General features: G+C 56.3%; 17 protein-coding genes, 5 pseudogenes and 1 other annotated feature. Of the genes and pseudogenes, 9 read left to right on the top strand and 13 right to left on the bottom strand.

Going from position 1 to position 22,107, the window contains the following annotated elements; translation table 11 throughout:
* Window positions 1-57: 57 nt before the first annotated feature.
* From A3220_RS09845 to A3220_RS09810, 8 genes are all read right to left on the bottom strand, one after another.
* Window positions 58-1,032, bottom strand: a complete 975-nt coding sequence (locus tag A3220_RS09845) for a septal ring lytic transglycosylase RlpA family protein (protein ID WP_062374650.1) — start codon at window positions 1,030-1,032, stop codon at window positions 58-60.
* A complete protein-coding gene (gene mltB / locus A3220_RS09840) occupies window positions 1,025-2,050 on the bottom strand; it encodes a lytic murein transglycosylase B (RefSeq protein ID WP_062359393.1) in 1,026 nt (341 codons plus the stop codon). The genes A3220_RS09845 and mltB overlap by 8 nt, the downstream gene beginning before the upstream one ends.
* Before the next feature lie 44 nt (window positions 2,051-2,094).
* Window positions 2,095-3,255: a rod shape-determining protein RodA gene (gene rodA, locus A3220_RS09835; protein ID WP_058577799.1), complete on the bottom strand. Its 1,161-nt coding sequence runs from the start codon at window positions 3,253-3,255 to the stop codon at window positions 2,095-2,097.
* A 2-nt stretch (window positions 3,256-3,257) separates the two neighbouring features.
* Window positions 3,258-5,165 carry a penicillin-binding protein 2 gene (mrdA, locus tag A3220_RS09830; RefSeq protein WP_062374648.1) on the bottom strand — a complete coding sequence of 636 codons (1,908 nt, stop codon included), beginning with the start codon at window positions 5,163-5,165 and terminating at the stop codon, window positions 3,258-3,260.
* Between the two features lie 95 nt (window positions 5,166-5,260).
* On the bottom strand, window positions 5,261-5,728 hold the full coding sequence (gene rlmH / locus A3220_RS09825; protein WP_044628085.1) for a 23S rRNA (pseudouridine(1915)-N(3))-methyltransferase RlmH: 468 nt from the start codon (window positions 5,726-5,728) through the stop codon (window positions 5,261-5,263).
* Window positions 5,725-6,111, bottom strand: coding sequence for a ribosome silencing factor (rsfS, locus tag A3220_RS09820; RefSeq protein ID WP_044628086.1), 387 nt, complete (start codon window positions 6,109-6,111; stop codon window positions 5,725-5,727). The genes rlmH and rsfS overlap by 4 nt, the downstream gene beginning before the upstream one ends.
* 129 nt (window positions 6,112-6,240) lie before the next feature.
* Window positions 6,241-6,915: a nicotinate-nucleotide adenylyltransferase gene (nadD, locus tag A3220_RS09815; RefSeq protein WP_058577801.1), complete on the bottom strand. Its 675-nt coding sequence runs from the start codon at window positions 6,913-6,915 to the stop codon at window positions 6,241-6,243.
* On the bottom strand, window positions 6,912-8,219 hold the full coding sequence (locus tag A3220_RS09810; protein WP_058577802.1) for a glutamate-5-semialdehyde dehydrogenase: 1,308 nt from the start codon (window positions 8,217-8,219) through the stop codon (window positions 6,912-6,914). Before A3220_RS09810 ends, nadD begins: the two co-directional genes overlap by 4 nt.
* 155 nt (window positions 8,220-8,374) lie before the next feature.
* Here A3220_RS09810 and A3220_RS09805 point away from each other — a divergent pair, with 155 nt between their 5' ends.
* From A3220_RS09805 to A3220_RS09795, 3 genes are read left to right on the top strand one after another with little or no spacing between them, the layout of a single operon-like run.
* Window positions 8,375-9,229, top strand: coding sequence for a hypothetical protein (locus A3220_RS09805; RefSeq protein WP_058577803.1), 855 nt, complete (start codon window positions 8,375-8,377; stop codon window positions 9,227-9,229).
* Complete coding sequence (locus A3220_RS09800) at window positions 9,226-10,152, top strand: diguanylate cyclase (protein ID WP_062374647.1); 927 nt, start codon at window positions 9,226-9,228, stop codon at window positions 10,150-10,152. The genes A3220_RS09805 and A3220_RS09800 overlap by 4 nt, the downstream gene beginning before the upstream one ends.
* A 23-nt stretch (window positions 10,153-10,175) precedes the next feature.
* On the top strand, window positions 10,176-11,573 hold the full coding sequence (locus A3220_RS09795) for a bifunctional DedA family/phosphatase PAP2 family protein (RefSeq protein ID WP_058577805.1): 1,398 nt from the start codon (window positions 10,176-10,178) through the stop codon (window positions 11,571-11,573).
* A gap of 30 nt (window positions 11,574-11,603) precedes the next feature.
* Here the strand turns inward: A3220_RS09795 and A3220_RS09790 are convergent.
* The 3 genes and pseudogenes from A3220_RS09790 to mpl form a co-directional block, all read right to left on the bottom strand.
* Window positions 11,604-12,228 (bottom strand): annotated as a pseudogene (locus A3220_RS09790) (LysE family translocator).
* Window positions 12,225-12,878 carry a flavin prenyltransferase UbiX gene (locus A3220_RS09785; RefSeq protein ID WP_044628092.1) on the bottom strand — a complete coding sequence of 218 codons (654 nt, stop codon included), beginning with the start codon at window positions 12,876-12,878 and terminating at the stop codon, window positions 12,225-12,227. The pseudogene A3220_RS09790 and the gene A3220_RS09785 overlap by 4 nt, the downstream one beginning before the upstream one ends.
* A 2-nt stretch (window positions 12,879-12,880) precedes the next feature.
* Window positions 12,881-14,267 (bottom strand): annotated as a pseudogene (gene mpl, locus A3220_RS09780) (UDP-N-acetylmuramate:L-alanyl-gamma-D-glutamyl-meso-diaminopimelate ligase).
* A gap of 246 nt (window positions 14,268-14,513) precedes the next feature.
* Between mpl and A3220_RS09775 the strand changes: the two are divergent.
* Complete coding sequence (locus A3220_RS09775) at window positions 14,514-14,903, top strand: glutaredoxin (protein ID WP_062374645.1); 390 nt, start codon at window positions 14,514-14,516, stop codon at window positions 14,901-14,903.
* 139 nt (window positions 14,904-15,042) lie between these two features.
* On the opposite strand, the pseudogene A3220_RS09770 reads toward A3220_RS09775, so the two are convergent.
* Window positions 15,043-16,259 (bottom strand): annotated as a pseudogene (locus tag A3220_RS09770) (IS3 family transposase).
* Window positions 15,868-15,984 (bottom strand) — a sequence feature (AL1L pseudoknot). (Overlaps the previous pseudogene by 117 nt.)
* A 49-nt stretch (window positions 16,260-16,308) precedes the next feature.
* Here A3220_RS09770 and A3220_RS18165 point away from each other — a divergent pair.
* From A3220_RS18165 to pepQ, 4 genes and pseudogenes are all read left to right on the top strand, one after another.
* Window positions 16,309-16,413 (top strand): annotated as a pseudogene (locus A3220_RS18165) (methionine ABC transporter ATP-binding protein); the annotation flags it as partial.
* Window positions 16,410-17,471, top strand: coding sequence for an oligopeptide/dipeptide ABC transporter ATP-binding protein (locus tag A3220_RS09760; protein ID WP_062374643.1), 1,062 nt, complete (start codon window positions 16,410-16,412; stop codon window positions 17,469-17,471). The pseudogene A3220_RS18165 and the gene A3220_RS09760, both read left to right, overlap by 4 nt.
* 49 nt (window positions 17,472-17,520) lie before the next feature.
* Window positions 17,521-18,433: pseudogene (locus A3220_RS09755) on the top strand (LysR family transcriptional regulator).
* A 13-nt stretch (window positions 18,434-18,446) separates the two neighbouring features.
* Entirely contained in the window at window positions 18,447-19,745 is a 1,299-nt protein-coding gene (gene pepQ / locus A3220_RS09750; RefSeq protein ID WP_062374642.1) for a Xaa-Pro dipeptidase, read from the top strand.
* Window positions 19,746-19,811: 66 nt separating this feature from the next.
* On the opposite strand, the gene A3220_RS09745 is transcribed toward pepQ, so the two are convergent.
* Window positions 19,812-20,423, bottom strand: a complete 612-nt coding sequence (locus A3220_RS09745) for an OmpW family outer membrane protein (RefSeq protein WP_062374640.1) — start codon at window positions 20,421-20,423, stop codon at window positions 19,812-19,814.
* 881 nt (window positions 20,424-21,304) lie between these two features.
* On the opposite strand from A3220_RS09745, the gene A3220_RS09740 reads away from it, so the two are divergent.
* Window positions 21,305-22,069, top strand: coding sequence for an SDR family oxidoreductase (locus A3220_RS09740; RefSeq protein ID WP_062374639.1), 765 nt, complete (start codon window positions 21,305-21,307; stop codon window positions 22,067-22,069).
* Window positions 22,070-22,107 lie beyond the last annotated feature (38 nt).

Genomic DNA, 22,107 nt, shown 5'->3' with positions numbered 1-22,107 from the left:
CTCACTTACATTGAATAGCAGCACGGTGGCGCTGCTGGATGACTAAATTGGCACGCATTATCGCACTATAAACACTTGAGGAAAGCCCGCACGGCGCAGATCTTCCCGCGCCTGGTTTTCCTGGGCAGGAGTCACTGGGCCCACCTGAACCCGATGCACTTCAGCCTCGCTCTTCACATGTACACCATGCGATAACTCCCCAGAAAGGCGTTGCTGCAACTGCTGGGCACCCTCTGCCGTACCTAACGCGGCAATTTGCAGGAAGATGCCGTCACCGCTCGGCTGACTGGATACCGGCGAAGCAGAAGACGAAGGCGCAGCGGGAGCACTCACCACACTCGGCGCAGACGAGGCGGGTGCAGGTGAGCTCGCCGCCGTCGAGCGGGCCGCCTCCCCGCCTCGACCACGCTCTGCCAGCCATTGCGCCGGATCGATGGCTTCGACGCGAACAGGCCCCGTGCCATCGTCCAGAATGCCTAGTCGAGCCGCTGCGGCATAGGAAAGATCGATTTCGCGATCACTGTGAAAAGGGCCACGGTCATTGACGCGTACGATCACCGAACGGCCATTGGCCAAGCTGGTGACACGGGCAAAGGTCGGCAACGGCAGCGAGCGATGCGCCGCCGTCATCTTGTACATGTCGTAGATCTCACCGTTGGAGGTGGCGTAGCCGTGGAATTTTTCACCGTACCAGGAGGCCGTGCCCTGGCGAGCATAACCCCGCGAGTCCGGCAGTACACGGTAGGTTTCGCCCCACACCTCGTAGGTGGGGCGATTGCCCGCCCGGGAAGGCGCTTCGATTCGCGGCTCGGCATCGGGTACGGTGCTGACATCCGGCGGCGCCACCGGGTAGGCATCGCCAGTCATCGCATAGCGCTCGCCACTGGCAGCCGCCGGAGCAGCAGGCGCGGAGCTTGAAGCACCTACCTCTCCGCCTGTACGCTGCGGCGCTTGGCTGGCACACCCGCTCACCAAGGCAGCTAACAGCAGCGAGCCGCTTAGGTAGCGCATATTGATTCGCAGTTTAGTCATGCTCAGCCTCAGCTTGCTGCTTGATAGCCTCTGCCAGTTCGGCGACTGCCATGGCGTAGAGGTGGCTATGGTTATAGCGGGTAATCACATAGAAATTGTACTCACCCAGCCGGTAGCTTTCCTGGCCATCGGCATACTCCAGCACCAGTGGCACCACTGGCGTATCGGGCGTTAAGGAAGTTTCCGTCACCACACCCTGCTCAGCGGCTTCGGCAGCCGTCGTGCTTGGGCGCACCGTCTGATTGAAGCTCAGCGCTTCAGGGAGCTCTTCAGGGCCTTCGGCTTCATGGTAAATCGCGCCGCCTCGTTGCCAACCATGCTCGGCGAAGTAATTGGCAACGCTACCAATCGCATCGACTGGGTTATTCCACAAATCGCGCTTCGCGTCACCGTCAAAATCGACGGCGTACGCTTGATAGCTGGTAGGTATGAATTGAGGGTAGCCCATGGCCCCTGCATAGGAGCCGTAGAGCGACTCGGGTGCCACCTCTTGCTGATAGGCGATGGTCAAAAAGGCCGCTAGCTCGCCGCGAAAGAAATCGCCGCGTACCGGGTGGTGAAATGCCAGCGTGGCGAGAGAGTCCAACACTTTATGACGCCCTTTGTGGCGACCGTAGTAGGTCTCTACACCCATGATGGCGGTAATCACTTCCGGCGGCACGCCGTATTCCGACTCGGCACGCGCCAGCGCATCGGCATGGGCCTTCATGAACGCAACCCCTTCGTCGATACGCTGCTCGGTTAGAAAAATATCGCGATACTCGAACCAGCGCAGCCGACGCTCGGCCGCGCCTGCCATGGCATCCAACACTTCCTGTCGATAGCTTGCCTGAGCCAGCGCTTGCTCCAGCCACGCATTTGGCACGCCCTGCTCGGCCAGCTCGTCAGCCAGTTGCTGGGTTTGCGGATTATGCTGCGGATCGAAACTGACCGTTTCCTCAGCGACGACCGCTGGGGCCGAACACGCTACTAGCATGGCAATGACATAGCCACCCACTTGACTTCGCGCCCTGTTCATTTGCTCACCACTCCTGTGAATTCATACTGCCACGACCTTGACCGTCAGCGTGGCAGCAACCGCCGATGGGCGTGTATGGACATGAGAATACCGAACCCCGCTAACAAGGTCACGCTAGAGGTGCCGCCATAACTGACCAGTGGCAGCGGCACGCCCACCACCGGCAAAATGCCGCTCACCATACCCACATTGACAAATACATAGATAAAAAACGTCAGGATAATACTGCCCGCAAACAGCCGCCCAAAGGTATCTTGGGATGACGATGCCAGCCATAAGCCGCGGCCTACAATCATGATATATAGTGTTAGCAGCAAGAGCATACCCACCAGGCCGAACTCCTCACCAAGTACAGCAATAATAAAGTCGGTATGTCGCTCTGGCAGGAACTCAAGCTGAGACTGCGTTCCTTCCAACCACCCCTTTCCCCACAGCCCGCCGCTGCCAATAGCCGTGGTGGATTGAATAATGTTCCACCCTGAGCCCAACGGGTCGCTATCAGGGTCTAAAAATGTCAGTACCCGCTGGCGCTGGTAGTTGTGCATGTTCATCCATAGTACCGGCAGGCCCGCCGCGCCCAGGGCCGCGACCAAGCCAATGAGCTTCCAAGAGAGCCCAGCCAGAAGCACCACAATCACCGCAGCACTAGCCACCAGCAGCGATGTCCCAAGGTCAGGCTGGATAGCCGTGAGCACCACGGGCACGCCGATAATCACCGCACACACCACAATATCACGCAGCCTAGGCGGCAACTGGCAGCGATTTAAGTAAGCGGCCACCATGAGCGGTACGGCCAACTTCATCATCTCAGAGGGCTGAAAACGGATGACCCCCGGAATTTCCAGCCAACGCTTGGCACCCATACCTACATCGCCGACAACTTCAACCGCCAACAGCATCGCTAGCCCAGCACCGTAAGCCAGCGGGGCCCAGCGTAAAAAAGTTGAAGGGGAAAATTGTGCAATAATCACCATGCCAGAAAGCGCAATACCAAAGCGTATGGCTTGGGCAATCACGGTGTCGATACGCTGCCCGGAAGCGCTGTAAAGCACCACCAAACCGCCACCCATCAACACCAACAGCATCCCTAGCAGCCAAGGGTCGAGGTGGATACGCTCCCAAATACTTTTGCGACGGGCAATACCGCTATCAGGCGGGCGTACCGGATAACGGCGCAGCGAGCGGGTAATCAGTTGCCAAGGCATCGCTAGTTACCCTCCACGTTGGCGGTATCTTCCTCTAACACCTCTTTGACTTCCTCAGCCTCGGGGGCCTCATCTTCGAGCAGCCAAGCATCCGTCATCGCCCGCGCCAAATGCGCGGCATGAGTGCTGCCACCCCCCGCGTTTTCGACGATGACCGATACCGCAATTTTCGGTTCTTCAATGGGCGCAAAAGCCATAAAGAGCGCGTGGTCTCGTAGCCGCTCCTCTAACTCCTCCGCGTTGTAACGCTGATCCTGGCCGAGCGAGAACACCTGGGCCGTGCCTGACTTGCCCCCCATGCGATACTCGAGCCCTACCCCAGTTCGACGCGCCGTACCCTCGCTGCCACTGAGCACTTTTTCCATACCGCTATATACCCGATCCCACCAGTTATCGTTGGCCAGCTGAATATCGGGGAGCGTATCGGGTAGTTCTGCGGGCACTGGCTCTTCACCAATACGCTGGGCAAGGCGAGGCTTCACCCAGTGCCCACGGTTTGCCAACGCGGCAGTGGCACTGGCCAATTGCAGAGGTGTGACCTGCCAGTAGCCTTGGCCAATCCCCACCGATAGCGTTTCACCGGGGTACCAGGGCTGGTTGAAACGTGCTCGCTTCCAGTCTCGGGAGGGCATGAGTCCAGTGCTTTCCCCCTGCACATCGTGGGCAACGCGCTGGCCAAAACCAAAGTTGGTCATACGCTCATGGAGCTTATCAATGCCGAGGTCATGAGCCAGCGTGTAGTAGTAGGTGTTGTTGGAGACCGCTATCGAGCGCTCCATATCAACACGGCCATGCCCCCAGCGCAGCCAGTTACGGTAGCGTCGGGAGTCGTTTGGTAGCTGATAAAAGCCGGGGTCATTAATGGTGCTGTCGGGGGTAATGACCCCTTCCACCAAACCTGCCAGGGCCAGAAACGGCTTGATGGTGGAGCCCGGCGGGTAGTGTCCTCGAATAGCACGGTTAAACAGTGGCAGGTCGATATCTTCCTGCAGTGCTCGATAAGAGGCTACGTCGATCCCGGTCACAAATTGGTTGCTATCAAACCCCGGGGTCGACACCATCGCCAGAATCTCACCAGTACTTGGCACAATAGCCACAATAGAGCCACGCCGGCCATCCAAAAGCTCGTAAGCCAGCATCTGCAAGGAACGGTCGAGAGTAAGCGTTAAGTTAGCGCCGGGCACCGGGTCAGTACGGCCAAGCTCGCGAAGCACGCGACCACGGGCGTTGGTCTCTACCTTGCGTAGGCCCGCCTCTCCATGTAGCTCGGTTTCGTAAAAACGCTCGACACCGGTCTTGCCAATAAAGTGCGTGCCCGCGTAGCGGCCTGGGTCTAAGTCCTGTAGCTCTTCGGCGTTAATACGTCCCACATACCCCAGAGCATGAGCCATGACTTCAGCATCGGGATAGTAGCGCAACAGCTGGGCTTCCACTTCAACACCAGGCAGCCGGTGGCGGTTAACGGCCAGTCGCGCAATATGCTCTTCGCTTAAGTCACTCATCAGCAGCGCAGGTTGAAAAGGACGCTGACGCTGCCGCGAGCGCACCTGAAATGCCTCTATCTCTTCCTCAGGCAGCTCTAATAAATCGACGAGCAGGGCCAGAGTGTCGTCTAGATCATCGACACGCTCACGCACCAGGGTCAGGTTGTAGGTAGGACGGTTTTCCGCCAGCAGCGTACCGTTACGATCGTAGATAAGCCCGCGGTTAGGCGGCAGAGGCTCGACGCGTACCCGGTTCTTCTCGGAGCGCGTGCTGTATAAATCGTGTTGAACGATTTGCAAATAGCCAAGGCGGCCTACCAGCAAGCTCGTCAACACAATCACTACCAAGACAGCAAGCAGCGCCCTGACACGGAAAATACGCAGCTCTTGCTCAGGATTTTTTAGCGTGTCACGGCGCTGGGGCATGGCAACAGATGACTCTCAAATCAAACAATAAAAGCGGCGGCCCCAGTGGGGAATAAATGCAACATACCGGCTAGTGATTAACTCTATGTTGCTCACTAGCGGTGATAGGGGTGGCCCACTAGCAGTGTCCAGGCGCGATAAAGCTGCTCTGCCAACATAATTCGCACAAGCGGGTGAGGTAGCGTTAGCGGCGAAAGTGACCACGCTTTATCAGCCATAGCGGAAAGCGCAGGCTCTAAGCCGTCCGGGCCACCCACCAACAGCACCACATCACGCCCTTCCATGCGCCAGCCATCCGCTTCCTGCGCCAACTGTTCGGTGGTCCAGGGTTTGCCCTTTACCTCCAGCGCCACCACGATTTCATCGCCACGCAGCTTTTCACGAATTCGCTGCGCTTCTTGCGCGCGGGCTTTAGCGATATCGGCATTTTTGCCACGCTGGCCGAGCGGTATTTCTTCAATTTCCAGCGTGAAATCCCGAGGGAGCCGCTTGCGGTAGGTCTCAACGCCTTGTTCCACCCATGCAGGCATTTTTGTACCCACCGCTAACAGCCGAATCCTCATGACATCGTGGCTCGCTCTTCAAACTGCTTCAGCGATTCACTAATCGCGCCAGCGTCGCTAGGCAGATCTGCCCAAAGGCGCTCCAGGTCATACAGCGCACGGGCTTCTGGAAGCATAATGTGAACCACCACATCGCCCAGGTCGACCAGCACCCAGTCGGCATTATCGCCACCTTCAACACCGCGAGGGTGAAGGCCGGATGCTTTGGCTTTTTCGACAACGTTCTGGGCCAGTGCGGCCACGTGGCGGGTAGAAGTACCGCTGGCAATCAGCATCAGATCGGTAACTTCGGTTAATTTCGCAACGTCGAGTTGAGTAATATCGCGTGCTTTAAGCTCTTCTAGCGAGTCAATCGCTAGGTTTTTCAGTGTATCGATGTGCATGACTCCTGAAGGCAACCCCTTGTGGTGGTATCGAGTAGTGGTATCGAGTGTCGTTACTAACGTCGGTATTTCGAGTGGCATCAGCCTGTAAGCGGGCCATTGTAACGGCTTCTTTCACGACTGCCAGCGCTATTCATCGGACTGATAAAGCCCTTGATAAAAAATAGCCTGTTCTACCGCTTCTGGTAGTAAGTAGCGCACGCTTTTACCCGCCTGCAGCCGCTCCCGAATATAAGTGGCAGATATCGCCATTAAAGACGGCAGCTCAAGCATCAACATTCCGCCTCTCGTGCGCTGCATTAATACATCGACACTATCGACCTCTCGATTACCGACCAGTTCCTTCAATGCTGAGGGCCAAGAAGATTGATAACCTGGGCGGGCAATGACCACTAGGTGGGCCAACTCGAAAAGCTGCTCTGCACGGTCCCACTTCGCCAAGCGTAAAAAGGCATCGAAGCCGATCACCATGACTAACGGTACATCGTCGCCATACTGCTGGCGGAGTTCCGCCAGCGTATCCACGCTGTATGAGGGGCCGTCGCGCTGAAGCTCTCGATCATCCGCTAACAGCCCTGGCGTATCGCCAATGCCCGCTTTTAAGAGGGCTAAGCGCTGGGCAGCCGACACCTGCGGTGTATCTCGCAGGGGCGGCTGCGGCGCGGGCACCATATGCAGCGTATTGAGGCCTAACACCTCGCGCACTTCTACAGCGCTGCGCAGATGGCCGTTGTGAATGGGGTCAAATGTCCCCCCGAGCATACCTACCCGCATTGGCCCGGCGATGCTGGGCGTGTCACTCATTGTCTAACCTGGCCGTCACCCAATACGATATATTTTTGAGTCGTTAAGCCTTCAAGCCCCACCGGACCACGGGCGTGAAGCTTATCAGTGGAGATACCGATTTCTGCCCCTAACCCATACTCAAAGCCATCCGCAAAACGGGTAGAGGCATTCACTATCACTGAGCTTGAGTCCACTTCGGCCATAAAACGCCGCGCCAGCGAGTAGTCTTGAGTCACAATCGCGTCGGTATGGTGCGAGCCGTAGCGCTCAATATGCTCAATCGCCTCTTCCATTCCATCGACCACTTTAATGGCGAGGATCGGCGCCAAATACTCCGCATGCCAATCGTCCTCTGTAGCCAAAGTGGCTTGGGGAAGTAACGCGCGCGTGCGCTCACAGCCACGCAGCTCTACCTGATGTTCTGCATAGGCCCGGGCCAGCTCCGGCAGCAAAATATCGGCAACGGGCGCATCCACCAGCAGCGTCTCCATGGTGTTGCAGGTGCCATAGCGGTGCGTTTTGGCATTAACGGCAATCGCCAGCGCTTTAGCGGGATCGGCGGTGGTATCAATATAGACGTGGCATACGCCGTCCAAATGTTTGATAACCGGTACTTTAGCTTCGCGGGAAATGCGCTCAATCAGCGACTTACCGCCGCGAGGAATAATCACATCAATATAGGCAGGCATACTGATCATTTCACCTACGGCCGCACGGTCGGTAGTGGCCACTACCTGCACACTGCCCGCTGGCAGGCCCGCATCGGCTAGCCCCGCCTGAAGGCAGCGGCTAAGCGCTGCATTAGAGGCGCTGGCTTCGGAGCCACCGCGTAGCACGCAAGCGTTTCCCGATTTAAGACACAGGCTGGCCGCTTCGATCGTTACATTGGGGCGTGACTCATAAATAATGCCGATAACTCCCAGCGGAACGCGCATTTTGCCAACCTGAATGCCGCTGGGGCGGTAGCTCATGCCGTCAATCTCACCCACCGGATCGGGTAGCGCTGCCACTTGGCGAAGACCTTCAATCATCGCGTCAATGCGCTGGTCATTCAGGGCCAGCCGGTCTAGCAGTGCATTATCTAGCCCATTGTCACGCCCACGCTGCATGTCCTCGGCATTGGCCTGCAGAATATCACTGCGTGCCGCCGCCACACGCTGCGCCATTGCCTCAAGCGCTTGATTCTTAATGTGGGTATTGGCACGTCGCAATGCGCTTGCCGCTGCCCGAGCGCCTTGCCCCAGGGCCTGCATATACGCGGGCACATCCCCGGCAGCCAAATGGTGTTGGGCGTCTTCTTGGAATGCATCAGAACCGCGCATACTATCTCCCTGTGTTGTGGTCAGCGTTGCTAAGTGAAGTGGGCTTATATTACGCCATTTGGGCATTATACTGAGTGATTCAAAGGACTAGGCCAAGCAATGCGTTATGCTACTGCTAAATAGGCCAACCGCTATCAGGTAAATAGTAAGCCACCATGCAAAGCAAATACAAAATCAGCCTGCTAAGAGCCAGTCTACTCGCCGCTGCCGTGGCGCTGGCTTTATGGACGCCCATGGCACCGCCAGCAGCTGCCCTGTTGCTCTGGCTGTCGGTTGGTTGGCTCTTTATTACGGCGCTGGTACTGGATTTTAGCCATCGCCGCTCTCCTGGGCTGCCCTGGCAGATGCTCGCTGGAACGCTACTACTAGGGTTAATTGCCGCCGCACCTGAGCGGCATGCGCTGCTTATTTGGGCATGGGGAGCAGTGTTTATGCTGCCTCAACATCGCTGGGCCGCCATTTTTAATGCATGCGCGGCCATGCTTAGCTGCTTACTACTCGCTCCCGTGGTGAGCCTACCGGAGTGGCTCCTAATGGTTTTATCGCTGGCAACACTCAGCGTACTGGCCCTTTCACGCACTCACCAGTTAATTAATATGAATGGCGATATACGCCAACGCCTAAGGCTAGTACCAGGAGCAAACCTATGGGCAGGCGAGCAACTCTTACGCGATTTACTGCGAGAACAAACCCGCTCAGAGCGGGAAGCTATCCATGCCGAAGTGTTAGTCATTCAAGTAAAGCGGCACCAACTTTGGCCAGTCGCCCAACAACTCTGCGAGTTGACTTATAAGTTTGAAAACGTCTATCGGCTGAATGGCACGACACTCGCCACCCTCATATTATCGAGAACGTCCAAAGAGGCCGCTAAACGGCGCGAGCTCCTATGTGCTGTTCTACCCGACAGCGCCGCCATTTATCACCAGCCCCTCATGGAGATCGAGCTGGCGTCACTCTCAATCGAAGCCCTAAGCCGCTACCCGAAACATCGGCTAAGTGAGGCCGCATGAGAGTGCAGCCACTGCCCAAGCGACTAATGACTGCGGCCTATAGCGCCAGTATGTTCATCATGGTGGGCTACATGATGTGGCTGTACGCGATGGGCAGCTACCGCGAACTGCTAATACCGCTATTTTTGGCAATGCTGTTATTGGTCAGTTTGCTGATGCATTTAGGCCAAGGGTTTCGCCCCTGCATACCGCGCATACTGTTATTGGCGAGCATCTATATTGCTGTGCTAACCGCCACCTATACACAGCCAAGCCCAGCGCCCCTATGGCTCGGCTTACCCATTGCAGCCACATTTTTACTGTTGCCGCTTTGGAGCGCGCTTAGTCTGAATATAGTTTGCCTTTCCGCCTGGTGGTGGCTAGCACCTTTTGAGACGACTGCTTTTTCACTTAGTCATGTGGCGTTAACGCTACTGCTCGCCCTTCCCCCATGGGAACATGCACGCCGTCGGGCGCTACTGCGGGCCACAGACCCAAACGATAGCGACTGTGATGCTTACCATATTGATACGCTGAAAGAGCGGCTCAATAATGAATTTCAACGGGCAGCAATGCTCAATAAGCGCTTGGCAGTCCTAGTGCTTCACTTACCACAGTTGGATATGGCAGAAGAGCAGTTTGGTCACCGTGCGCAAACCGCCTTATTGGGTGCCCTGTGCAGCGAGGTCAATAGCCGTTGCCGTGATCACGATATACTGGGTCGCGCTGGCAATGCGACATTCTGGCTGGTCCTACCCGATACCAGTGAAAGTGGCGCCTTGCTTGTTAGGGAGCGCTTACAGAGAGCGCTTTCCCGTCGTGTGCTAGTGGAAACTGGGCAACTAGAAGCGCGCATTACCACCTGCCTGCCTCTTCGCAAAGAGAGCTTCGAGCGATATGTACAGCGCCTGGAAACGCGTGCCGAAGCTATTGCCAACGTGTAACCCATCTGCGGACGGAATCGCCCTTGTCTATCGCCGACACACTGTTATCTCTGTCACTTTCACCTACGCTGCTGCTCCTACTGGTGCTGGGGATTGCCATGGTGGAATCTCTAGCGCTGGTAGGCTTACTGGTGCCCGGCGTTGTACTTATCACTGCCGCTGCCTCTATGGCAGGGCATCAAATGGTCGCGCTACCGTGGCTAATTGGCGCAGCCTTCGCAGGGGCTGTGTTAGGCGATGGGCTTAGCTACTTTTTAGGCTATCGCCACCGCGATACCGTGGTGACCCGTTGGCCGCTTTCGCTTCATCCCGAATGGCTAGGCCGAGGCGCCCGTTTTTTTGAGCGTTATGGTATCTACTCGGTGTTTATTGGGCGCTTTGTCGGACCCGTGCGCCCTATTATTCCGCTCATCGCGGGTATGATGCATATGCCAGCGCGCACCTTTCTCTTAGCCAACGTAATTTCTGCTGCTCTTTGGGCACCGGCATACGTTTTACCCGGCTACCTGCTGGGCCACACTTGGCAACAGCAGCTCAACCTGCCCGCCAATGTTGAAATGGCCGTGGTGATGATGGCCGTTAGCGTCGTGGCACTGGCCGTAATGTTCTCCTGGGGCCGCGCGCAAGTAGGTCACAAGGGGCGGGTGTACTTTGCAATTGCACGTATTGCTCGCCGAATACCCGCCATGCGCCGCCCGTGGCTCGCTATGAGTCGCAGTGGCGAGGTGCCTTTAGCCTCACTCTTTTTATGCATCATAGCGCTTACCGCAGCATCCGCCTGGACACTGATGGTCATGCAGCATCCAGGCCCTTTGCTGATTGACTTGCAGGCGCAGCGACTCTTCTCCTGGCTGGCAACTCCCTGGCTAACAGACGCCAGCCTGCTACTTGCCGAAGTGGGCGATAAAGCGGGGATTATTACACTCGTCGCCCCTTGGGCACTCTGGTTGCTGTTGGTCAAACGTATTGACCTACTTGCTCATGGGGCGCTAGCGCTGGGAGGTATTGGCGCACTCAACACATTAGGTAAAGCCGTATTTGCGCGGGCTAGGCCTGACACACCGGACTATTTAGTCGGGTCGTTTTCCTACCCAAGTGCACATACCTCCACATGGGTTGTAGTGGTGGGTATCACGGCAGCCTTTGTCGCGTCACAGATGCCGAGACAAAGGCGGATGTGGGTATATTGGCTTGCCATTGCCATCACGATCCCAATGGCACTTTCGCGTCTGATCATTGGTGTCCACTGGCTCAGCGACTTAATGGGCGGTGTGCTGCTTGGTCTGGTCGTCTGTGCGCTTGTTCAGCTTAATTGGCAACGGCGTTATCGCCCTCCTTTGCCGTCTTTTCCCTGGCTTGGGCTGCTGCTTGGGTCACTACTACTCATCATTCTACGTGTTACTTTTTTCCCGCCCGTTTAAACATAGGGATTCATGCAGGGAGTGACTCGTTCAACCCAATGCCAACCACATGCCTACGCCAATCATCAATGTGCCCGCGATGCGGTTAAGCAGCCTCACATTGCCGCTTTTACCTAGCAGCTTACGCAACGTTTTTCCGCCGGTGGCGTATACCAACATACTGGCAAACTCAATGGTGAGAATGACAGCAATTAGCATACTGAGCTGCGGCGCAAGCGGCCGACTGCCATCTAAAAACGGCGGCAGTAGCACCATAAAAAAACGCCCACCCCTTTGGGTTGGCAACGGCCGTTACCAAACCTTGGGTGGCAAGCTGAAGACGCCCAGCGGCAGGGCCAGTATCCAGCTCACTAGGAATAGCCATACGGCCCCGTGAGCGCCACATCATGATGCCCAAATAGGCCAAATAGGCACCGCCCACCCACTTGAAGGCGATGAATAGTTCGGGCTGGCGCAGCATCAACGCAGCGACGCCCGCCCCCGCCGCCGCCGCCACGAAACCGACGCCGATCAGCTCCCCGACCATCATCCACAGCGTGCGTTTGACGCCTTGCGTCATGCCCAACACCATGGCCAGCGTCATGCACATGCCTGGTGTTAACGAGACGAAGAGAAACGTCGGTATGAAGACCGAGAGCGTCGCCCATGACATCATGGCGAACCGTCCTTGTTTTGCGCATCGCGAGAGGTGGCCGCGGCGTCTTCGCCCCAGCGGGGCATCAGGCGGTGGGCAATACCCAACTGATTGAGTATACGCGCAACAATAAAGTCGATCAGATCTTCCATGCTTTGAGGGCGGTGATAAAACCCTGGAGCGGCGGGCAAAATCACCACCCCCAGGCGGCTAAGCGCCAGCATGTGCTCTAAATGAATGGGAGAAAACGGGCTTTCGCGTGGCACCATCACCAACGTACGGCGCTCTTTAATGGCCACATCAGCGGCGCGCTCAATCAAGTTATTACTGGCGCCGGTCGCGACCGCCGAGAGCGTGCCCGTTGAACAGGGGCAAATTACCATGGCCGAAGGTGCACCAGACCCAGATGCCACGGGCGCCATCCAGTCTTCTCGACCAAAACAGCGAATTTGCCCTGGTTGGGCACCGCTTTTTTCTGTGAGCGTCTCTACCAATCGCTGCGGCTGGGCAGGGAGTGACACATCCGTTTCCGTGGCAATCACCATATGAGCCGCTTTGGAAATCATTACCCACACTTCATGCCCCGCCTCGACCAGCACATCGATCAAGCGAAGGCCATACTGAGCGCCTGAAGCACCTGTTAGCGCTACTGTTACCGGAGGTTTAAACATTGTCACTTCGACTGCTCCCGCGCTGTTAATGCATCTAACAACCGCTCGTGCACTCCCTCAAAACCACCATTAGACATCACCACAATACGATCTAGAGGTGACGCTTGAGTGACCACTGCTTCTACTAGCGCATCAATATCGTTAAACAGCGCGGCACGCTCTCCTTGAGTCTCTACCAGCGATTCCATCGACCAAGCCACTCCCGCTGGCTGAAACCAGAACACCGCATCCGCATCGGCCACGCTGTCATTTAAGCGCTCCCGCAGGGCACCCAAACGCATGGTATTGGAGCGTGGTTCAATCACTGCCAGCAAACGCCCCTTGGTCGTGGCTGCGCGCAGACCTTGTAGCGTGGCGGCAATGGCCGTCGGATGATGGGCAAAATCATCGATCACCTGAATGCCATTGACCTCGCCCCTTACCTCTTGCCGACGGCGCGGTGTTTTAAATCGCGCCAGCGCGGCACACGCCCGCACCAAATTCACGCCACACAGTCGTGCTGCCGCGAGCGCTGCCAGTGCATTGCGCGCGTTGTGTTCGCCGGTTAACGCCCACTCCACCACGCCATCCTCTTCACCTTGCTCGCCTAAATACAAGACCTGAAAACGGCTAGCGTCGGCACGTTCTAAGCGCAGCTGCCACTGGCTGTTTGCATCAGCTCCAAAATAGGCCACCGGTGACCACGCCCCCATCTTCAACACTCGTTCCAGTGCGGGCTGCTGATCGGCTACTAATAAATGCCCTTGGCTGGGAACGATACGCACTAAATGGTGGAACTGGCGCTCGATAGCGGCGAGATCAGGAAAAATATCAGCATGATCAAACTCAAGGTTATTGAGTACGGCAATCGTCGGGCGGTAGTGAACAAACTTGGAGCGCTTATCAAAAAAAGGCCGTGTCATACTCATCGGCCTCTACTACAAAGGGGGCGTTTTCGTCGCCTAAGCGCGCCGAAACGCCAAAATTACGCGGTACGCCACCAATCAGAAAGCCAGGCTTTAGCCCAGCACTTTCTAATAGCCAAGCTAACAAGCTGGCAGTGGTGGTTTTGCCATGAGTGCCCGCCACCGCAATCACTTTGCGGCCAGGCAACACATAGTCTGCAAGCCACTGCGCCCCTGAGGTATAGCGCATGCCACTATTGAGCAGTGCCTCCACCTCCGGATTGCCCCGTGAGAGCGCATTACCCACGACCACCAAGTCGATTGAGCCTGAGAGATTGGCTGCTTGATAGCCTTCCATCAGGGTGATCCCAGCCTCAGCTAGCTGCGTACTCATCGGTGGATATACGTTGGCATCGGAGCCGCTTACTTCATGGCCTAACTCCCGTGCAAGTAGTGCAAGGCTCCCCATAAAGGTGCCACAGATGCCAATAATATGCAGACGCATGGGCCAAGCGCTCCCTTCCTAACCATTTCAAACGATTGAACTTACTAAACACATCAATCAACGAGCGCTGAGATTAGCACGCCACGCGGTGTTGCTCATCTCGTTCCCCGCGCGACATGGCATTACAGGCTCAGAAAGTGACAATTCTGACGATTTATTGCAGGATGCGCGCACCTTTTCTTATTCGACATCCAACAACCCGTCCACTGCATACGCTGTAAAGCAGTGCAGTGAGAGGAGACAACCATGCGCATCTTAATTCGTTACTTCTTTCGGGGCGTTCGCGTCCTGCTAGCCCCCGTCATGCTGATCTCCGAGAAGCTATCCACGCCAAAAGCCGTAGAGCGCACCCCAGAAGAGCAGGCTCAGGTAGACGCCGCTTGCCAACAGCTTGCGCTCTACCAGTTCAGAACGTGCCCCTTCTGTATCAAAGTGCGTAAAGAGATTGCCCGGCTGGGGCTTAATATTGAGCTTCGCGACGCCCAGATAGACCCTGCACATAAGCAGGCCCTGCTGGAAGGTGGTGGTAAAGTAAAGGTTCCCTGCCTAAAAATTACCGATGACGCAGGTCAAGCCACCTGGCTATACGAATCGGATGAGATTAACCGCTGGCTTCACCAGCGTTTTGGGGCGTAATTGCAGCGACATACGCTGCCTAAAACTCGACCTTTTGCGCGGTAATATCGAAGTGCACGCTGAGCGGCACGCCCTCCGAAGCGCTGGGGGATGACTCCAGTGAACCGCCCCGGTTATTCCGGAGACCGGTTTGTTTGAGTCAGGCAGCTTCACCCGACTCTTCCAGTTGATGATAATACGTCCTTTCTCGTTCTGCTGGTGGAACGTTTCCGATGGGTTCCAGCAGTCGGCGGTTGTTGAACCAGTCAACCCACTCCAGCGTGGCATACTCAACGGCATCCAGTCCCCTTCATGGGCCACGATGATGGATCACCTCCGTTTTGAACAAGCCGATGATGGTTTCAGCCAGCGCATTGTCGTAGGAGTCGCCGGTGGTGCCGACTGAGGCATTGATACCCTCGTCAGCCATACGCTCGGTGTAGCGGATCGAGAGATATTGGCTTCCCCTATCACTATGGTGGATCAACCCTTGTCTGTGTTTTCGTGCCCACAGAGCTTGCTCCAGAGCGTCCAGCACCAGTGCCGTTCTCATCGACGTCGCTACACGCCAACCCACGATACAGCGTGCATAAACATCGATAACGAACGCAACGTAAACGAAGCCAGACCAGGTAGCGACATAGGTAAAATCGGCCACCCAAAGCTGATGAGGACGCATGGCCGTAAAGTCACGTTTCACTAAATCAGGTGCCCGTTTCTGGCCGGGATCACTGATGGTCGTGAAGGGGCGTTGGCCTCGCACCACGCCGCGAATTCCTAGGCGGCGCATGAGCCGTTCTACAGTGCAACGAGCAACATTAACGCCTTCACGACGGAGTTGCCGCCAGACCTTACGGGCACCGTAGACGCAGAAGTTTTCTTCCCACACGCGCTGAATCTCAGCGGTAAGAAACGCATCCTGCCGATACCGGTCTGCCCGCCGTTCAGGATCAGCTTCAAGTGCCTTGTGGTGGTAATACGTCGATGGGGCGATTGGCAGTTGACTACAAATCGACTCGACCCCGAACTGAGCACGATGCTCGTCGATAAATGACACCATCAATTGGGTTTTCGGTCGAGCTCCGCCTGGGCGAAAAAAGCAGCCGCCTTACGGAGAATTTCATTGGCACGCTTCAATTCGGTGTTTTCACGCTCTAGCTGCTTGAGCCGTTCATGTTCAGACAGGTTAACCGAGCTGTTTTCCTGCGTGAGTTCTGTGCGTTTGCACCAGGCTCTCAAAGTCTCTGGTGTACAGCCGAACTTGCTGGCAATGGAGCAGATCGCCGCCCACTTGGACGGGTATTCGCCTTGCTGTTCAAGGACTAATCGAACAGCTCGCTCCCGGACTTCTGGGGAATATCGTTTTGGTGAGTTCATAACTCCATCCTCTCAAGATATGGAGTCTCCGGTAAAGCCGGGGCGGTTCACCCAGCAAGTCCCCGACTTTGTTGAATCCGGTAACTGCCGCGTTGCCTGCCACATGGTGGCGGAAATGCTTGAAGACCGCCGCTTGAAGGAGGAGACCCTATGAACGCCCAGGCGGAAACGATCGCGACCATGCCGACCCAAAACGAAGCGAGCAACGACTCGCTACTGCAAATTCGCGGTCTTAAAAAGCGTTTCTCACTCTCCGGTGATTTTCTGGAACAGCTACGTTTCAAAGGCGGCAAGCTGGTTCGCCATCAGGAGTTTATCCACGCCATTAACGGCGTGAACCTGGACATCAAACGCGGCGAAGCGCTCTGCGTGGTGGGTGAGTCTGGCTGCGGTAAGTCCACCGTGGCGCGCACGGTCATGGGGCTGATTTCTCCCTCAGAGGGTGAAATTCGCTACGACGGCCAGCGCATCGACGATCTCAGCTCGAAGCAGCTCCTGCCCTACCGCAAGCGCATGCAGATGATCTTCCAGAACCCTTACGCGTCGCTGAACCCACGCATGACCATTCAGCAGACGCTGGAAGAGCCACTGCGGCTTCACCATCCCGACTGGAAGCGCCAGCAGATCCTCGATAAAGTCGAGGAGGTGATGCGTTCGGTGGGTATCGACCCAGACTGGGGCAAGCGCTTTGGACACGAGTTCTCCGGCGGACAGCGCCAGCGGATTGCGATTGCTCGCGCACTCGCCGTCGACCCCGAATTTATCGTGGCCGACGAGCCCATTTCAGCACTGGACGTATCCATTCAGGCTCAGGTGCTCAACCTGCTGATGGATGCCCAACGGGACCGTAACCTGACCTATCTGTTCATCACCCACGACCTGGCCGTGGTCGAGCACTTCGGCACGCGCGTGGCGGTGATGTACCTGGGCACTGTGTGTGAAGTCGCCACCACGGCCACGTTGTTTGCCAAGCCGCGCCATCCCTATACGCAGGCGCTGCTGTCGGCCATCCCTCGGCTGGAAGATGACCGCCCCCAGCACATTCGCCTCTCCGGTGAAGTGCCTACGCCGGTCAATCTGCCTAGCGGCTGTGTCTTTCATGGCCGTTGCCCTCATGCCAACGCCCGCTGCAAACAGGAAATCCCTGCACTAAAAACCCAGGATGATGGTACCCACGTTGCGTGCCACGCTGTTGAAGAAGGCCGCCTATGAGCGCGGCCCATTCAACCGTTATACGCTTGGCCGCTTTGCGAGGTAGGGCATGGAAATTCGCTGGCTAGAAGACTTTATTGCTTTGGCCAGAACGCGACACTTCTCTCGCGCTGCCGACGAACAGCACGTCACCCAGCCCACCTTTTCCCGGCGCATTAAGCTGCTGGAAGAGGAGATGGGCGTCACGCTGATCAATCGGCAAACGCTACCGCTGTCGTTAACGCCTGCGGGGGAAGAGTTTTTAACGCTATGCGAACAGGTCACCGACCGGGTTCGCTTAACGCGTGATCGCGTTCGTGAGATCAGTGCCGGGCAGCAGCGGCGCATTATGGTGGCAGCACCGCAAAGCCTGCTGGCGCATTTTCTGCCCGAATGGCTGACCCAACTGGGTTGGCAAGACCGTATGCAGCCCTACTTGCGCGCCACGGGCTGGGTGGCCAGCGACTACTTCCAGGCACTAGCACGGGCGGAGTGTGATCTGGCGATTTGCTACTGGCCTGTTGGGCGCTGTGATCTAGATATTGATACCAGCGCCTGTACTTATCGGGTAATTGGTCATGAGCGGTTGATCCCCATGACAGGGCTGAAAGCCGATGGCACGCCCTGTGCACAGCTCCCCGGCACTCGCCAGCAGCCAGTGCCTTGGCTGGCGTACCCCAAACGGGGGGCTATTAGGCTCGGCAGTCAAAGCGCATTTGGCGCGACTACCGCAAAGCACGTGCTTAACGGCACAAAGTGAAAATCTCTACGCGGCGGGCATCAAAGAGTTGGTGCTACTGGGCTATGGCATGAGCTGGCTACCGGAACGCAATGTGGCGGCGGAACTCGCCAACGGCACGCTAGTCAGGGCTGGAGACAGCCGCTGGGATGTGCCGATGGAGCTGCGGCTTTATCGTCACCAAAGCCAGCACCACGCCGAACTCGATAGCCTGTGGAGCGAGCTTACCCCACCCCGATCTTGAAAGGATGTCTTATATGTCAGCAACCCTCTACCAACAGCAGCGCGAGCATATCGCGTCGCTACAGCGTGCTTACCAGCAATGCTTGGCTAACCATCAGCTGGATAGCCTGGCGATTTACAGCGGCCACGCCCGCTACCATTTCGCCGATGATCACACCACGACCTTTCAGGCCTACGGCCACTTTATACACTGGGTCGGTATGGCAGACGTTCAGCATAGCTGGCTGGTGATTCAATCGAATCAACGCCCCCAGCTCTACCTCTATGCGCCCGCAGATTTTTGGCACTTGCCGACACAGCTACCTGAAGAGCCGTGGGTCGCTGAGTTTGATGTGCACCTATGTAGCGACAAAATCACGCCACCGCTATCAGGCCGCGCCACCGTCATTGGCGATGTAACGGAGCTTGAAAGCACCGCGCAGCTCGCTAACGTGGCCACGTTGCAACCTGAAGCGTTAGTTCGCGAGCTAGATGAGCTGCGGATGACGAAATCTGCTTATGAAATTGCCTGCCTGCGTGAAGCTAACCGGCTGGCGGTAGCAGGTCATCAGGCGGCTAACGCCGCTTTTATAGGCGCTGCCGCCGAGCTGGATGTGCAGTTAGCCTATCTGGCAGCCAGCCGACAACGCGAGTCTGAAGTGCCCTATCAAAATATTATTGGGCTAAATGAGCATGCCGGGGTCTTACACTATCAGCACTATGACCTGTCAGCCCCCAAGCAGCGTTATAGCCTGCTGGTAGATGCGGGCAGACGCTTTCGGGGTTACTGCGCCGATATTACCCGCACCTATACAGGCCCAGATGCCCCCAGCGAGTTTGGCGCTTTAATTACCGCCATGCACAGCCTCAAAGATGAGCTGATTGCACACATCGCCCCTGGCGTTGATTTCGTTGCGCTGCATGAAAAAATGCACCAAGGCTTGGCTGATATCTTGGTCGCACACGGGCTATATAACGGCAGCGCCGAAAGCGCCGTGGAAGCAGGTATTACGAGAGCCTTTTGCCCCCACGGGCTGGGGCACTCGCTGGGTATTCAGGTACATGATGTGGCCGGGTTGAGACAGCCAGACGGCACGCCATCACCGGCACCTAACGCTCACCCTGCCCTTCGCCTCACCCGCCCCCTGCAACCCGGCATGGTAGTGACCATTGAACCAGGGCTCTATTTTATTCCCATGCTGCTCGCGCCGCTGCGAAACCAGTCTCATCCTGTCAACTGGACACTGGTTGATCAGTTGGCTGTCTGCGGCGGTATTCGCATTGAAGATAATATTCTGGTGACGGATAGCGGCTCAGATAATTTAACGCAGTAATAATCTACCAATGCAAAAACGCCCGGCCCACATCAGTGGGCCGGGCGTGTGTCTTACAAACCTGGATTAGAAGCGGTAAGTAATACCACCGCCGATGGTCACAGGCTCCATATCGACTTCGCCAATGGTGGCGCCAGCCGCGTTATTAATGTCGGCACTCACGTCAGCATAACTAACGTAGCCATTCAGCATGACGTTGTCAGTCACTGCCAAGTCCACACCCGCTTGGCCAATGGCACCATAGCTCTCATCGATGCTCAAACCTGTCGGCTCGCTAGAGAAGCGGGTGTAGTTTAAGCCAACACCAACGTAGGGCTGTACTTTAGAGTCTAAACCACCCATCGGGTAGTAGTTGACCAGCAGGTTGACCGGCAGGCGATCGACGCTGCCTGCATCGCCACCCGGGCGTGTGTTCAGGTCATGCTCGAATTTTTCAGAGCTGTTCAGCTCCATACCGATTTTGTCGGTGAACAGGTAACCCGCACCGAAGGTGAAACCACGGGCACTTTGCACGTTGAGGTCTGCGTCACCCACGTTGCCGTTACCGGAACCAGTATCTGTTTGGGCAACACCACCACGGACGAACACATCACCCGCTTCGTAGGCCATGGCAGCTTGGCTGGCCATGAGCGCACTGGCAGAAACAACGGCGGCAGTCATCAGTTTTAGCTTGCTCATCAGAGTATCCTCTTGCATCTTGCTTGGGATTGGTGCTGGTCGACACCAGCTAACCTATACAATATATAGTATACGAACACTGTTTTCAAATTTCCTGTGAAATTTTATTATAGGTTTTCTGACTCTGATAGCTTTTATTAACCAACGGCCCCGAAAAGCAGGCATAAAAAAAAGTCCCCCGAAGGGGACCCAGGTGGAGCACGCCAGCTCACTCGGTGGGTTGCCAGGCATCGCCTTAGCAACGTCGCAAAGAAGGGAGAGCATCGAGTGTCGTCATGCAAGTGACCTAAATGACTCTGTTCATTTGCTGCTTACCGTTTATGTAGCGAGCCGCATGCCAATAAATATATTTCTACTTAAATACATAGAGTTATAAAAAATAAACCGTATTCGAAAGACGCGCATCGCTTGCCAGACGGCAAAAGCGCACCAGCAGTGCGCAATTGTTGCTGCGTTGCTCCATAACGAATCATGCCAGCGCCGTCGACGGATAGCGCTACTGGCACACCTGGTTGCGGCCCCGCGTTTGGCGCGGTAAAGCGCCTCATCCGCCAATACCAGTAAACGATCCCGATCTTGATCTGACGCATCGAGGCTGCACACCATGTGCTCAACACCCATCATGGCATCGACAATTAAAATATCGGGGGCTCTTTGTTAATCTCCTTGCACGCAGCCGGAACCGAGGAGAACAGGCATACCACGTAGCTGAAGTTTGTCAACTGTTCCAGGATATGCTGCCCTAGCGTTGGGTCCTCTTCAATTAGCAGTTAATGTCAATGTATGCATTTATTCAGCTGCTGTCGTTAGCTGTATCGATATTTCACATTTAAAACGGCTACCGTGCCAAGACACGTTTAACTCACCATGGAAAAGTGCGTATGACTAAGCCCCACATCATCTATATCACTGGCGGTGCCCAAGGAATTGGTCTCGGTATCGCCCACACCCTGCTCACCGACGGCTATCGCGTTGCCATTACGGATATTGATAAAGAAGCCCTAAGTGCGGCCGCTGAACGACTGCCCCGCCGTGAGAACCTGCTAACACTAATGGCGGATGTCAGCGATGAAGCCCAAGTGGCAGCCAGCCTCGAAAAAACCGTCGGCCACTTTGGCCAGCTCAACGGCATCGTGCATAACGCGGGCCTTGCCGACCCCTTCCATGGCCCGGTGGAGCAGCTCTCGCTAGAGACATGGCAGGCCTACTTAAACACTAACCTCACCGGCGCCTTTTTGTGCGCCAAGCATGGGGCTGCTTATCTACGCCCGCACGGCGGCAGTATGGTGCTGATGGCCTCGTCACGCGCCATCCAATCCGAGCCGGATACCGAAGCCTACGCCGCTAGCAAAGGTGGCATTGTCGCGCTGACCCACGCGCTAGCGGTCAGCCTAGGCCCGGATATTCGCGTCAACGCCGTTAGCCCTGGCTGGATCGAGGTCAGCGACTGGCAAAAACCCAGCCGCCAGCAGCCGGTGGAGCACCGCGCCATCGATCGTGACCAGCATCCGGTGGGGCGCGTGGGTACTCCCGAAGATATTGCCGCGCTCACCCGTTTTCTTCTCTCCAAAGAATCCGGCTTTATCACCGGGCAGAACTTTGTCGCCGACGGCGGGATGACGCGCAAAATGATCTATGCCGAGTAGCGGCACCGCCCATCAAAAAATCCCATTAAAAAAGGCCA

The organism is Halomonas sp. KX33721 (assembly GCF_001596805.1).
In the GTDB taxonomy this organism is placed as follows: domain Bacteria; phylum Pseudomonadota; class Gammaproteobacteria; order Pseudomonadales; family Halomonadaceae; genus Vreelandella; species Vreelandella aquamarina.
The sequence above is the reverse complement of the archived record's forward strand: the minus strand, read 5'-3'. Positions and strand labels throughout refer to the sequence as shown.